We start from the raw sequence: 12,872 nt of genomic DNA, 5'->3' as shown, positions 1-12,872 counted from the left end.
GGACCCCCGTCAAGAACCTCACGTTCTCGGCTGACCTGAACTGGACCCATCTCGACCAGAAGTACTCCGGTACGGTTGGTTACGCTGGTGCCGGCGCAACGGCCAAGCCGGCCGCTGTGTACGAGCTCAAGGATCAGGACACCATCACCCTGCTCCTCCGCGCTCAGCGCAACTGGTAAGGTTCGCTCTAGCGACTACATTGGAGCTCTTGGTAGGAAACTGCCGAGAGCTCCTCAGAGCCCTCGGCGGGAAACCACCGAGGGCTTTGGTGTCTTGGTAAGATTACAAGACTTCGATCGCCAATAGTCGGACAGCCAGTCGAACATTCTTGGCAATTGCCAAAAGTGCAGTGTTCAACTCAGCCAACCTACCTTCATCAAGGTCGGCGAAAATCGTTGAGTTCAGGCTTGCCTTCTTTTCGGCTAGCTTAGCTATTGCAGCCATCCTGCTCGTTGCTGACATCTGCACGAAGCGGGCATCATCCGACCGAGTCCGGCGATCAAGAAGGCCAACCTTTGCGAGACTCTTGGTCTGACTTGCTACAAACGCAGGGTGGACCCGTAACTTCTTGGCGAGGTCAATTCCCTCAATGCCATGTCCTCGTCCAAGTCCATTATCGCCATTAACATGAGCCACTGCGGCTCGGTAATGCCGAGCAGCCGCGCCCACACGGAGTGAATGTCCTCCAATTGGGACTGGATCTCTAATATATTCCAGACAAATTCCTTCATGGCTCTGTCGAATTTCGTCTCAACCATATGAAGCCCCATAAAGCGGCCGCTCAAGAGGTGTACGGCGACGAGGAGCGAGCTGTTCCTCGCTCAAAGGTCGGCGCCAGCTTTGACCAGGCAGTCTCGAACTGCCGCGAGGTTCATCAAAGGACGACGCCCTGCCGGTGAATCCGCCAAGTTGATCGAGAAGACGCGAGCGTGAGTGCGCGGGTTCGGGCTGATCTCTAGATTAAGGACTTGGATCGAGCAGGGCACATCGCTCCCAGCCGCAAGGAGACGTCCTCTCAGCAAAAGTTGCTCTCTGAAATGACTCGCGACGAACTGGCTGAATTCATCGCGAACGACCAAGCCGGGACGACAAGATGAAAGCCGAGCTGGCCTCGCGCGCAAAGGACGTATCGTATCTCGGCTAGGTGAATCGCCTTATGGCGACATCGATATCCTAGTCGGCATGGCGGCAGACTTCGCCGTGCAGTCGTGGGCGGCGTTACTCTGCCGCCCTTTTTAAATCTGTTGTGAATGACAAAATAAAGTTGGCTATATATTATTCATTTAATATGATTTAATATCAGAGTGTTTATTGTGCGGTGCCCGTGCCTGAGCGTGAAGCCTGGAACCGCTGTGCATCTCCCTCAGCCACGCATCTTAGGGTATGCAGGGACCCGGGTGGCATGCATCGAGATCACCTTGAAGCGATGTCCGTTGATGAGCTGTGGGCACTGCACACCGACGTTCGTCAGATTCTAGCCGTCAAGCTGATCGCAGCAAAGCGCGACCTTGAGGAGCGGCTTAAACAGCTCAGCCAGAGAGTAGACTTGAAGGAACCGGGGATAAAACTACTAAAGGTACGAACAGAGCCGGTGAGCGTGTTATAATTTTTGATTAGATTGTTTAACGTCTTTATTTTTTTTGTTTTGTGATGTGATTTAATTATTGCCTCGCTATACAAAGCGCGGCGCGGCCTTCCTACTCCATTTCCCTTGCGCCCGCTCGGAAAGTCCGGCCATGACTGGTCTCCGTCATTTCCAGAATTCCCCAGCGTCAATGCGATCGGCCGCTCCGTTCGAATGGGCCAACTTGTCCGAGGCGGGCAATCGCGGCGGTCGAGCGGATGCCGCTGCCGCTGTTCTTCGGCATCGCTTCGACGCGCTCGCTGCTCAGCTGGCCGAGTTGGAAGCACTACGCGGACGCGTCCTTGAGGCTGAGCAGAAGATCACCTCTTGAGCTGAACAACGCAGCTGCCTCCGCGCATGACCCTCTTCCACTCGCGGTGTGGTTCGAGGACATTTCCGATCTTTCGGCCGGGCTAGGCTACGCGAGCGAGGATGCCTACGAAAATCCCATAGCCAAGCTCGCATTTCACGGCGCGCATCGACCGTGCGACCCGTGACGAGTGGGAGGATTGGCGTAAAAGGTCTTCCGAACAGTATGTTCAGCAAGGCGTCTTGCCCGGCCCGTGGGGGTATGACTTCCCCAACTCCGATCCGCCGGGTCTTGGCCAATACGTACGAGTTTGCGACGGCTATCGACGATTGAAATTGCCTGATGATTTTCGTGCCAAATTGCACGAGCTTTGGCCGGAAGGCCATCTTCGCTATTGGACCATGCCTAGCGAGATTGAACGACCAAGCATAGGCAATGTGCTTGGGGCCTGGAGCAATCGATTTCAGCCGAGCAGCGGCTCGCATGGGCTGCCGATAAGGAGCGGTCAAATCATCGGTCGGGCAGTCCGCTCGGGCCTCCACGTCTCAAGTCGTTGGCCAACTGAAATTTATCCATTCTTGTGGCCACCCCTCGCTTCTAGCCTGCCGATGACCAAATCGCCTGAAAGCGGATACGTGCAAAGACTGGATTATCGCGAAGGAGCGATGATTGGCTTTGTCGCGTGTCAGAGCTATTGGGCGGCTATCTTGTTTGATGGCGGCGGCGATCAACGTACCAGGCGTCAAACGTTCGGAGTTGACGGAACTGTCGCCAAAGCATTTACCGGTCAGCCCCGGCTTGCAGCGACCGCAATTTGTCGTTGAGCGCGATGAAGCAATCTTCATTTATTATTCCAACATCTTCTAAAGCGCCAACCGACGTCCCTTCAGGTCGGCTTTGGGTCAAAAGCTGCCCTCGCGCCCCATGCTGCGATTGGTCCGCTGAGGGCCAAAAGCTAACATCGCCACTGCTTCCGCGCTCCGCCGCTCATTGAAGCCGCCACTCGTCGCTGATGATCCACCGAGAACATCTGAAGGCGTGTCGCTGAAGGCCCTGAAGCGGGATGCTATCGCTCGCAGGAGCTGCTAACTATCCGACAGCCGGACGACGCCGGGGCTTTAAGCTGCTGATTTGATCGGGTTGGGCAGATCAGTACTTCGCGACCACCGGGCCGCCGAAGCGATAGCTGACACCTGCACGCACGGTGTAGAACACCGGATCGTGCTCGTAGGAGAGGCCGGGGAACGAGACGGTGGAGTTGTTCCGGAAGTTGCCGAAATCGGTGTAGCGGTACTCAACACGGCCCGACCAGTTGGGCGTGAAGCAGCAGCCTGCGCCGACGGCTAGCCGGTGCGGGTGGTGGAGACGGTCTCGAACAGCGCGTCGCGAGCACGTAATGTGGTCCATATCCGCCCAGGCCGCACCACCGTCACGTAAAGCAGCGAATTGTTGCAAGCTACACCGAGGCGACCACGGATATGCCCTCCGGCCTGCGCGCGAACAGCCGCTGGAGATTCATCTTTCGCAGATACAGCGGCATATCTCGCAAGTCGTCGCCGCCCATGGCTTGGCCATTGTAGGCCTCCCTGATCTGAGCCGCGCCTGCCGGACGGGTACAACCCGAGGGCGAGGACGTCGAAGGCATGGAGCTTCATGATTGTAGGATAGCCGCCGAGTTGATGCTGAACGCCGCAATCGAAGATGATCATTTGAGGTTCGCCGTGTTTTCATTCGGCCGAGATGCTGACGCGCCTTGAAAAAGCACCGTGATACGTATTGGCTTGAGAACTCGTCGGCTCCCAAGATCGGCGGGTTTTTCAATGGATTAGCCGTCCTGAGAAGTAATGCCGAGGCTGTCGCAGGTAATTGCGAATAGCTCCTTTGCTTTGGAATCTTCAAAGCAGAACTTGGTGCCGATCTCCGCGCGGTCGGTCCACCAGCGAACGTTAGCTCTTTTCGCGATGCGGGCAGCTTCCCCTCGTAACAGGTCCAATCGTTTCCCGGCCGCACGAACAATCAGGCAATTCTCCTTAGGCATAAAACGTCCTCCCATTGGAAAAGACGCCGCAAAATTGTTGGTGCCCACAAACCTTGCTGGTGATTGAACGCAGCGGTTCTACTGGCCGCAGCGATGTTCTCGCTGCGGCCCGCGCATGACCAAAATGAAACCGGGTGAAAAGGTGTAAGGAAATATGCAGCCGGCCCGGTGGATGATCCTATCGCTGCATTTCTGACACGCAGTATGATCTAGTTCACAATCGGCAGCAGGCTTAACGTGCATCAAGATGAGGGAGGACCCGCCGGAGCTGGCTGAGCTGGCGGGCCCTCAACCACAAGCACAAGGCCGCGTATGTGCCCCACGGCCCCGTCACAGGACACCCTGGGCCTGATTGGTTACTAAGATGCTGTTTGATGGGTGCTTGCGGAATAGCTTGAATGGGCGACGATGCGACCTATTTTAAAATCTTGCATTTGGTCACCACAAGCATTGGATTGATCGTTTCGGCCTATGTGCGTTTGAACAACCGGGGCAAGCCCTAGAAAATATGCGAGACCTTCGGCGCAAGGTGCTCGAACAGCTACAGTCCACATCAGGCGTGAACCCGCCCGACTCTCGAGATGCTTTACTTGAGGATCTCCGAGTGATCGAGGATGGACTGGAGCAGCTCCTGCTGCCCCGAAACGGCTGAGGCAGTGACAAGCGGCCCACCGGTTCGCGCTGGCGGGCCACTGTGCTAGCAAGGGTCCGTGCCGCTCCGATCGTGCGGAACGTCGTGCATAGGCCGCAGGATCTGTCTCAAGCCAGCACCTGCGGCTTACCTTCGGGCGGATGGCCATACAAGAGAATAAGACTAAGCCTCTGCCGACCTGTTCCGCATGCAACAAACCCATGCTCTTCGTTGACGTAGTCGATTCACCGGACGGGGCTATTGCCAACTTTCGGTGCCCAACTGCAAGAAGCTGTTTTGGGACGAGCCGAGTCGAGATGGACCGAACTAAGCGCCCACGTGCTGCGGCTACCTTATCCAGCAAGGAACGACTCTCGAGCCGCGAGGATTTAAGATTTCGGTCTGTGGCGTGATACCTGGATCACTCCAGCTTCGCGACATCCACCCGGGACGGCCCATCGTTCGAACGCGCGTTTGGCGATGGGTCGGTTCTCGCAAGCCCTGCCTCTTCCCTAGGAACTAGGAGCAAGCCACCGGTTTAGTGCTGTGCTCCGGTTCAAAGCCCCCCTTGGTGCCGGAGCATTCCAACGGCCCCAGCCGCCGCCAGACGCTGGGGCCGTTTTTTCGATCGACCACCGCCGCCAAGTTTGCCGTTGCCGTAGGAACTATGCGCCCGCGAGAGACTCGTATGGGCAGCTTTCCGCGCCTGGGAAATGCCATGCGGTAAGTTGTGTACGCGGTGAATTTAGCCGGTGTTGGGCCACAATCCGCACGACATAGATGACCTCGCGCGCATGGAGCGCATCTGCCGGGATCTAGCTGGGGAGAGCAGGGTGCCGGGCGAGGCCGCCGCGCTCCTGGAGATGCTGAAAACTACAGTCGGGAAGCCGCTCGGGGCACCGTGGCTAGTACCGTGGATTGCTCGCGGGGAAAGCGGAAATCACGAGCAAATACAAGAAGGTTGACAGGACCCCTCGCCCCGAACACGTACCACGGCTTTCATCGAATGCCGAGATCCCTCGGGAGGTTGCTGCCACGGCCTGTGAGCCTGCGGCAGCTTATCAAAGTGGGAACAAGCCTCGAGAGGACATGGCGTCATGAGAAATCTCCTGAGAGGGACATCGAGGTCTATGACGCCAAAGCCTGTCCATTCGCGACTGTGTCGCAAAGCTTATCAGTCGCACGAAAACCTTATCAATCAGCGGCAGGGCCCTGAGGTCCGTGCAACGTTGAGGTCCGCTTCTCGCTGCGAAGCAGACGAGGGGAGGGGAAATGCCGATGGTCCCCTTTTGACCCGAAGCTGACCTTGGCAGAGCGGCGAGTACGGAGGTCTGCGCACGAAAATTTCGGCTGCCGATTCTTGTACGCGCACATGTGCGGCAAAGCGGCCTCCACAGATCGGGGAGATCTCAAAGAAGCGAGATCGGGCGCCAATCTAAAGGGCCGGCCCTGTTTGGCACTCTAGCCCGGAGCTATGGAATCGTCCGGATCGGGATTGGCCTTGATCGCGGTGTCCAACTTTCGGGCCATCTGCCGAAACCGTTTGGCAAGCCGAGCGAAGCGTTCGCGCTTGGCGGGATCAGCGGCAAGTTTGCTGAGCAGCGTGCAATCCTCGGCGTCGGTCAAAAGCCTTTCCAGCTTGTCGGCGACGTCCACGGGATGCTCAGCCTGGACGGTTGGCCCGAAGACAGCGATGAGCCGATCCAGCAGCCACAGTTCGGCGCCGTTCTCATGCGGCAAGCACAGCGCGCGCTCTTTAGCTGCCTCATCGTCGGCGCATTCCAGATCGATCCGGCTGGCTACATGGCCGGTGTCGTCCAAAAGGTATGCGCGATAGGTTGCCATGAAGGCGTCCCGAGCCCGAGGAACTTACCACTTTTTCCCGGCTCAAGGGGAACTTAAATTTGCGACGATGCACGCAAGGACAGCATCCGCTCGAAGCATCACAACAACTTTTTTGCGGCACTTTCTCAAATTGCAGCTGATCGTAAACCCTGCCGCAGCTAATAGTTGTAGGATGGACGATGATCTTGCCGAACCCTCTTTCAGCGCGTGGCGTCGTAGCCTGCAGCGCCTTGCTGCTTGGATGGTGCGTGGAAACAGAATCGAGGAGCCGTCGCGTCCTGCTGGTGTAGCGAGGACGCCGGCGCCAGCCAGAAACGCAGTGCCTCCACGGCAAACGCTTCCGCCCCGCCCCTAAAGGAACCTGGAATATCAAGGGGTGTTGAATCTCTATGCCTAGAGAGATGGCCATAGCGCTCTGGTCACTTGCCGCGGCCTGCGTGGTGGCGTTCAGCGTGGCCGCAATGGTTTCGCCTCATTAATCGAACAAGAGGCGTCCGCGTCGGCGGCCTCTTTCACATCATCCCCAATGTCGTCTCCTGCTTAGCCAACAAGGCTGAGCCAATTGTGATATCGGCTATCGGCGGGATAGGGGCCGTTCAAGGCTACCCCTAATAGCTTAGTGCCCGAGACACGATTGTGGCCCTTAGCCGGAGAACGAGATGCCTATCGTCACGTCAGGACGCAGGTTCAGGCTGATTTTGCCCGTTATAGGTCAACGAGGGTGTTAGCTGTCCCTGAGGGAACGAACAATGCGTACACTTTAGCACACTTTAATGCGGCGGCGGTTCGGCCGGGTAATCTCTCTCCATGAAACGAGAACTCCGACGCCTTGAACGCGCCGCCCGCGAGCAAGCGGCTCTGTCAGCGGAGGAGCGTGCTAAGATGGCCTTGCTGGAAATTTTCGAAGAGTACCGTTCACGGGCTGAATATCTCGAAGCTCAAAGCGCCGACCGTATTGAGAAGGATTGAAAGGCCCCTAATCGTTTCTTGCGGTGCGGCGCTCACGCCAACAGTACTGCCGCAAGTCATGCCGGCGCATCGACCTCCATAACGTCACGGGTCACCGAGCGGTCGAGGGATCCCTGCGGGGGCCAAGTTCGAGTGCGTCAAGGAAAGAGGGGTGTGCCACAGGCAGGACAGCGGGGTACGTCCAGCGTCGGGCTTCCCTCGGCAGTATCTGCGGTGCTCCTGCGCATCATTGAGCGCTCACGTGCCCACAACTCGTCACCACCATGAGCGTCTGGCTGCACTGCCAACCACCGCCGAGATCAGATTTGACCGGGTGCGGCACAAGCGCAAGAGCGGCGATGAGCAGGGCAGCAAAAGAAGTTCCAAGGTTCATATAGCGGGGCATAGGTGCTCTCCGTCCCTTGAGATGACGTGATCATGCACCTGTCATTCTTCCGGTTGATGTCGTCGACCCAAAATCAAATTTCCAGACGACTTCGTCGTACATGTAGGCCATCACGGCTTCGTGAAAAGCTTGCCCGACGCTCAATTAAGTACATGATCGTGCACGAATAATGAGCCGTGCGCGAAACATGCGCGTAGGTCAGAACGGTGGGATGAGGTTAGTAATGGTCGGCTTCTACGATCCTGCCGCCGGACGCTTGGCGCCAACGAAGATGGGGTCGTCGACGCTATCGCGGGATCGATTAAGGGGGCGAAGTACAGTTAGGGTCACAACAACTGCTCGTCCTGAGTTCTTCCCATCTTAACTGTCACACCCCGAAGCCGCCGCAGTGCCGGCCCCAAACGACATGGCCGTCGTTTTGCTGTCAGTTCGCTAAAATTGTCTTAGCCACATTGGGGCGCCTTTAAATCGGCCTGCATCAACCTCTTTTCAGGAAAAAGTGGCAACCGCTGGGAGGATAACATGAACCTCTGGAAGATTTGGAGCCGCTCCTCGAAAGTTTCAGGTCACCTGACGAAGTGTGGACCGCGCCGACCTAGTTTGTTTGAGCGGTTTATTCGAGATCAGTCGGGTACCTACGTAATCATATCTGCGCTGTTGATGCCTGTCTTGGTTGGCACGGCCGGCCTCGGCACCGAGGTTGGATGGTGGTACTACAAGCACAAGAATATGCAGAGCGCGGCGGATTCAGGCGCGGTAAGTGCGGCAACAGCGATAACGGCCGGCGGCGACATGGGCTCCGAAGCCAATGCCGTTACTGCGAACTATGGCTACGCGAATGCGGTGAACAACGTCACTGTGGTAGTCAACCAACCGCCGAAGACGGGCAACTATACCTCGAACCCGCAAGCGATCGAGGTTACTGTGAGCCAGGCGCAGCGGCGGTTGCTATCGTCGTTGTTCGGCTCGGAACCTGTGCTCATCACCGCGCGTGCGGTTGCGCTGCCCAATTCCGGCACAGGCTGTGTACTCGCGCTGAATTCAAGCGCCAGTCCGGCTGTGAACGTGAGCGGAGGCAATCAGCTCAATCTGATCAAATGCAACCTCTACAGCAACTCCGGTGCAAGCCCATCACTCAACGTTGCGGGCAGCGCTTCCGTCGCTGCCAACCAGGTCGGAGTGGTTGGCGACGTCTCCGGCGCGAGCAACATTACCGCCACCAATGGCGTCCGGACTCACATGTCCGCGGTCGCCGATCCCTATGCAAACGTCACTCCCCCGGCGGAGCCAAGCTGCACCAGCGCAAAGATTACCGTCAATGCCAATGGTAAGACCAACTCTCTCAGCCCTGGCTGCTACAGCGGCAGTATTACAGTCAATGCTGGTGCGACTTTAAGCTTTGAGCCGGGGATCTATTACCTCGACGGCGCCAATCTAAGCGTCGCCGGTAACGCAACGATCACAGGCGCCGGTGTGACGCTGGTCTTTACCGGGTCGGGCGGCAACTGGGGCACAGCTTCCATCGGCAGTAACGCTACAGTCGACTTGACCGCGCCGACCGCCGGCGCGACCAAGGGAATCGTCCTTTATGGCGACCGCAACATGCCCGCCGGTACTGCTTTCAATTTGACGGGCGGCGGCACCCAGAATTTTGGCGGCGCCATCTACCTGCCAAAGGCCAATCTCAGCTTCAGTGGCGGTAACGGCACGAGCACGTCCTGTACTAAGATTGTCGCTGATACCCTGACGTTCAGCGGTACATCGAATCTTCAGGTCAATTGTTCAGCGCTCGGCACCGCGGCGATTGGCGCGCAGACTGCACAGTTGATCGAGTGAGGTTGCCTCAATGCAAATCCGAAACTCATCTCCTCACGACCGAAGCCAACTCCTTCGCGCCTTAACCTGGTCCGTGCGCGCTGCTGTACGCGACACTCGTGGCGCAGCCGCCATCGAATTTGCAATTATGATTCCGTTATTGTCGCTGATGGTCGTCTCGGTAAGTGATATAGGGCTCGCTGTCTATCGCAAGATGCAGGTTGAGGGGGCGGCGCAAGCGGGGGCGCAATACGCCATTGCGCGCGGCTTTGATGTGGGCAGCATTTCCAATGCGGTAACGAACGCAACGAATTCCACAGCTATCATTGCATCACCTGGACCTGTTCAATTCTGCGGCTGCCCGACAAGTAGGGGAGTGAGCGCCGTTAGCTGTGGCACAGTGTGCTCTGGCGGAGCGCAGGCCGGAACATATACGACTGTGTCGGCGCAGGCGACGTATTATACTCTGATTAACTATCAAGTCGTTGCGGCCACCTATACATACAATGCGCAATCCACAGCGAGGCTGCAGTGAAGCTCGCGAACATATGGCGAGACAATCGAGCGGCTTCGGCGCTGGAATTTGCTCTGACGGCTCCAGTCTTTTTTCTGTTCATATTTGGAATCATCGAGTTCGGGCTACTCTTTTGGACTCAACTGGGCATGCAACATGGTGCGGAAATGGCGGCGCGCTGCGCGACCGTCAATCCGACGCTTTGCCCGAGTAGCAATGCCATCACAAGCTACGCCGCCCAGCAGGCGTTCGGCCTCACTCTTCCTGCCCAGACATTCGCCTTCTCTACGCCGACATGCGGCAATCAGGTGAGCGCTAGTTATGCTTTCCAATTTCCGCAAATACTCAATCTCTCTCCACTGATGCTGACAGCTCAGGCGTGCTTTCCTAGTTAAGTTCGTCGCGTGCAGCCGCCATCAGCTTCGAAAGATGCGGCACGGAAAGACCGGCCGAGTTTGTTGATATTCTTCTGTCGTGTCCCGCGGCCCGCGCATGGCCGATGGCTCTGTCCAGACCTTTGGCCCGCCGGGGCCACGCTACTGCCGAGACTCTGTTCTGCGGCCAAGCTGGAGCTAAAGAGATGAACATTCCGCTGCTGGCAGGGCTCGTTGTTGTTCTTATCACCATCTTCCTCTGCCTTGCGTGGAGACGGCCCAAGTCCGTGCAGGACGAGATCAAGCGAAGGTCGGTTGCTTGCAAGAGATGCGGCGCCCAGATCGGAATCAAGAATGTAAAAGTTGATCAAGAATTCAGTTTGAGATGCGAGACGTGTGAAGCACGCGCTGTCTATAAGACGGCTGATCTCATTGTTCGCTAAACGGGGCGGGGGATAACGGCCTCGGAGAAGGACAATGCGCAGCTGAATGTCGCCCAGGGAATTGCCACCGGACTTGGTGCGTCAGGCGCAAGGCATTCTTGAGCTTCGTCGCGTTGGCCCATTATCACGAGGAACACTATCAAGAGGCGGCGCATTACGGTCGGCTCGCCATGCGTGCAAGACGTCCCTATATCGCCCTTAGAGTCCTTCTCGCCAGCCTTGGCCAGCTTGGACTAACGGAGGAAGCACAGCCGTTGCTGCAGGAGTGCAATTCGCGTCAACCGAAGGGAGCCGCAGCGGCAATTCGTGATCACAACGCCCTATCTAACCGGGAAATATTGAAGGTACCTTTTGGAAGGGCTGCAGCGTGCGGGCGCCCTTCAAAACCTTCACCTACACGTCATGGACCATGACCTAACGCCGCTCACAGAGTGCACCCTCGGCTTCATAAAGCACGATGCGTTGCGTGAACTGAACAAAACGCGGCCGAACGTCGCTGCCGCGCTTTGGCGCGAGACATTGGTCGATTCTGCAATCTTCAGGGAATGGATCGTCAGCGTGGGCCGCAGGCCAGCGCGTGTTCGACTGGCACACATGCTTGCGGAGCTTCACGAGCGCCTCGCAGCAATCGGGCGCACGCTAAACGGGTCGTTTGAGCTGCCAATCACGCAAATCGAGCTGGCAGACTGCCTGGGTCTATCGGTCGTGCACGTCAATCGAACTCTCCAACAGCTTCGCCGGGAAGGTCTTGTCGCGACCGATCACAGAACTTTCCACTTGCTAGACCAAGCCAAAATTGAGGAAGTTGGCCAGTTCGAAAGGATCTACCTGCACCAAAGTGCATCAACCTGATGACGATGCCGTTCAGTGCACTTCCGCTTATGGCCCATCTGCGAAGTTGCGTCGCATGTGCCGGAGGTCCGCTCACGCTTCCTCCACGGACGCCGCGCGGTAGCTTAGGGCGCTAGGCTCCGTCGCTTTTTGGCACTCACAACGGATTGACTGCCAACCCGGTGAAGAACAGGCTGTTTTACGTCATGATCCGACACTCGCCTTCAATGTTAACGCGAGAAGAACGTCTTAAACGGAGCAAGGAAGCCGCGCTCGCGCTTCTGAGCGCCGGTCGTATGCGTGAGGCGGTTTCGTCGATAATGACCGATATCCTCGATGGCCCAAGCAGCGCATTGCCTCATGAAGTCCACGCTTTCGGCATCTGTGCTGCCGCCGCTGGCGACACAAACGCTGTGCGAGAATACATCGAAGGCTTTATCTGATATCTCTCAGCTCTATGTCCGCTTCTGGCCCCGAGCGGTCTGTGAGGGCAGGACAGAGCACGTCTGCTCTGCCCCCGAACTCAGATGTCGACTTGTTCGGCTATCGCGAGCGCGTCGTCGACTTCGACGCCGAGATATCGAACAGTGCTCTCGATCTTCGTATGCCCCAGAAGGAGCTGTACGGCTCGCAGATTGCCGGTACGTCGATAGATCAAGGTCGCCTTGGTCCGGCGAAGGGAATGCGTACCGAAAAAGTGTGAGTCCAGTCCGATGTCGGCGAGCCAGCGGGATAGGAGGCGGGCATACTGGCGGTCGTCATATGGCCACTCGGCCGCCGGCCAGTGAACAGATATTCTCCTGACTTCTTGCCCGTAAGCCGCAGGTAATCGTCGATCGCCTGCCGGGTCGATTCCGTCAGTTCAAACTTGACTGGTCGGCCGGTCTTCTTTTGTCGGACGGCGGCGCGGTCGGCCGCATACCCGCCAGGCGCCAGATCATCAACTTTCAGGGCTACAACGTCGCAGCCGCGTAGCTTGCTATCGATGGCGACATTGAACATTGCCAAATCGCGCGTTCGGCCTTCGACCTGGAGCTTGGTTCGGATTGACCAGACGTGCTTTGGACGGAGCGGCGGCGTGGCGCCGACGATC

14 protein-coding genes and 1 pseudogene are annotated in these 12,872 nt (G+C 57.4%); 9 read left to right on the top strand and 6 right to left on the bottom strand.

All coding sequences use genetic code 11. The features are described 5' to 3' along the window. A partial coding sequence (locus GGD66_RS38590; protein ID WP_183261772.1) for a porin occupies positions 1-179 on the top strand: 179 nt, incomplete at its 5' end. Positions 180-539: 360 nt separating this feature from the next. Here the strand turns inward: GGD66_RS38590 and GGD66_RS41875 are convergent. Beyond that, positions 540-731: a hypothetical protein gene (locus GGD66_RS41875; protein ID WP_246783574.1), complete on the bottom strand. Its 192-nt coding sequence runs from the start codon at positions 729-731 to the stop codon at positions 540-542. A 671-nt stretch (positions 732-1,402) separates the two neighbouring features. On the opposite strand from GGD66_RS41875, the gene GGD66_RS38580 reads away from it, so the two are divergent. The 3 genes from GGD66_RS38580 (at position 1,403) to GGD66_RS38570 (ending at position 2,801) form a co-directional block, all read left to right on the top strand. Further along, positions 1,403-1,606 carry a hypothetical protein gene (locus tag GGD66_RS38580; protein WP_183238587.1) on the top strand — a complete coding sequence of 68 codons (204 nt, stop codon included), beginning with the start codon at positions 1,403-1,405 and terminating at the stop codon, positions 1,604-1,606. 236 nt (positions 1,607-1,842) lie between these two features. Next, positions 1,843-2,121 carry a hypothetical protein gene (locus GGD66_RS38575; RefSeq protein WP_183238586.1) on the top strand — a complete coding sequence of 93 codons (279 nt, stop codon included), beginning with the start codon at positions 1,843-1,845 and terminating at the stop codon, positions 2,119-2,121. A 482-nt stretch (positions 2,122-2,603) separates the two neighbouring features. Beyond that, positions 2,604-2,801: a hypothetical protein gene (locus tag GGD66_RS38570; RefSeq protein ID WP_183238585.1), complete on the top strand. Its 198-nt coding sequence runs from the start codon at positions 2,604-2,606 to the stop codon at positions 2,799-2,801. A 282-nt stretch (positions 2,802-3,083) separates the two neighbouring features. On the opposite strand, the gene GGD66_RS38565 is transcribed toward GGD66_RS38570, so the two are convergent. The 3 genes from GGD66_RS38565 to GGD66_RS41870 all read right to left on the bottom strand — a co-directional run bounded on the left by GGD66_RS38565 (position 3,084) and on the right by GGD66_RS41870 (position 6,448). Continuing rightward, positions 3,084-3,389: an outer membrane protein gene (locus tag GGD66_RS38565; protein WP_183238584.1), complete on the bottom strand. Its 306-nt coding sequence runs from the start codon at positions 3,387-3,389 to the stop codon at positions 3,084-3,086. A 370-nt stretch (positions 3,390-3,759) separates the two neighbouring features. Beyond that, positions 3,760-3,972 carry a hypothetical protein gene (locus tag GGD66_RS38560; protein ID WP_183238582.1) on the bottom strand — a complete coding sequence of 71 codons (213 nt, stop codon included), beginning with the start codon at positions 3,970-3,972 and terminating at the stop codon, positions 3,760-3,762. Positions 3,973-6,064: 2,092 nt separating this feature from the next. Further along, positions 6,065-6,448, bottom strand: coding sequence for a hypothetical protein (locus GGD66_RS41870; RefSeq protein ID WP_246783572.1), 384 nt, complete (start codon positions 6,446-6,448; stop codon positions 6,065-6,067). 807 nt (positions 6,449-7,255) lie between these two features. Here GGD66_RS41870 and GGD66_RS38550 point away from each other — a divergent pair. Further along, positions 7,256-7,417, top strand: coding sequence for a hypothetical protein (locus tag GGD66_RS38550; protein ID WP_183238581.1), 162 nt, complete (start codon positions 7,256-7,258; stop codon positions 7,415-7,417). A 226-nt stretch (positions 7,418-7,643) separates the two neighbouring features. On the opposite strand, the gene GGD66_RS38545 is transcribed toward GGD66_RS38550, so the two are convergent. Next, complete coding sequence (locus GGD66_RS38545; RefSeq protein ID WP_183238580.1) at positions 7,644-7,802, bottom strand: hypothetical protein; 159 nt, start codon at positions 7,800-7,802, stop codon at positions 7,644-7,646. Between the two features lie 522 nt (positions 7,803-8,324). On the opposite strand from GGD66_RS38545, the gene GGD66_RS38540 reads away from it, so the two are divergent. The 4 genes from GGD66_RS38540 (at position 8,325) to GGD66_RS38525 (ending at position 11,800) form a co-directional block, all read left to right on the top strand. Next, positions 8,325-9,638, top strand: a complete 1,314-nt coding sequence (locus GGD66_RS38540; protein WP_183238579.1) for a TadE/TadG family type IV pilus assembly protein — start codon at positions 8,325-8,327, stop codon at positions 9,636-9,638. A 10-nt stretch (positions 9,639-9,648) separates the two neighbouring features. After that, positions 9,649-10,152 (top strand): TadE/TadG family type IV pilus assembly protein, encoded by a 504-nt coding sequence (locus GGD66_RS38535; protein WP_210317526.1) that lies wholly within the window; start codon positions 9,649-9,651, stop codon positions 10,150-10,152. Next, positions 10,149-10,526 carry a TadE/TadG family type IV pilus assembly protein gene (locus GGD66_RS38530; RefSeq protein ID WP_312014222.1) on the top strand — a complete coding sequence of 126 codons (378 nt, stop codon included), beginning with the start codon at positions 10,149-10,151 and terminating at the stop codon, positions 10,524-10,526. The genes GGD66_RS38535 and GGD66_RS38530 overlap by 4 nt, the downstream gene beginning before the upstream one ends. Before the next feature lie 773 nt (positions 10,527-11,299). Then, positions 11,300-11,800 (top strand): Crp/Fnr family transcriptional regulator, encoded by a 501-nt coding sequence (locus GGD66_RS38525; RefSeq protein WP_246783571.1) that lies wholly within the window; start codon positions 11,300-11,302, stop codon positions 11,798-11,800. Between the two features lie 502 nt (positions 11,801-12,302). On the opposite strand, the pseudogene GGD66_RS41860 reads toward GGD66_RS38525, so the two are convergent. Beyond that, positions 12,303-12,781: pseudogene (locus GGD66_RS41860) on the bottom strand (tyrosine-type recombinase/integrase). Positions 12,782-12,872 lie beyond the last annotated feature (91 nt).

This window comes from Bradyrhizobium sp. CIR48 (assembly GCF_014198315.1).
Classification (GTDB): domain Bacteria; phylum Pseudomonadota; class Alphaproteobacteria; order Rhizobiales; family Xanthobacteraceae; genus Bradyrhizobium.
Note: the sequence above shows the minus strand (reverse complement) of the source record. Positions and strands in the feature narration are given on the sequence as shown.